The sequence below is a fragment of the Rhizobium sp. 01T444 genome (assembly GCF_056398305.1).
In genome coordinates this window covers 1-531 of sequence record NZ_JBFTPD010000388.1, presented here as the reverse complement: position 1 = coordinate 531, position 531 = coordinate 1, and the positions used below count along the sequence as shown (strand labels likewise).

The following is a 531-nucleotide window of genomic DNA, read 5'->3' as shown; positions in this document are numbered from 1 at the left end:
CTTCCGACTCGGGGCCCAGGCGGGCGTAGCGGGCGCGGCGGTCGATCGCGGCATGCATGCAGCGCGCGTGCCATTGCCGCAGGCTGTCCCATTCCCCGGCCGCCTCGAGCTGCTCGCGGGCATAGGCGCGCGCTGTTTCGAGCAGGCGGTAGCGCGGCACGGTGCTGGCGTCGACGACCACGATCGACTTGTCGATCAGGTTGCCCAGGTGGTCCAGCACCGCCCAGGCGTCGATGTCGGCATCGGCCGCCACCTGCTGCGCCAGTTCGAGGCCGAAGCCGCCGACGAAGACGCCGAGCCGGCGGAACACCTTCTGCTCGTCGGGGCTCAGCAGGGCATGGCTCCAGTCGAGCGTGTCGCGCAGGGTGCGGTGGCGCGAGGGCGCGTCGCGCACGCCGTTCTTGAGCACGTGCAGGCGCTGGGCCAGATGCTGGCGCACGCCCTGGATGCCCAGCAGCGGCACCCGCGCGGCGGCGAGTTCCAGCGCCAGGGGCATGCCGTCGAGTTCGCGGCAGATGTCCACTACCGCGT

Annotated in this window: 1 protein-coding gene; it reads right to left on the bottom strand. The window is 72.1% G+C overall.

Annotated elements, in window-relative coordinates:
• The coding region (locus AC1DTN_RS39080) for a winged helix-turn-helix domain-containing protein (RefSeq protein WP_477925612.1) at positions 1 to 531 on the bottom strand (531 nt) is incomplete at both ends.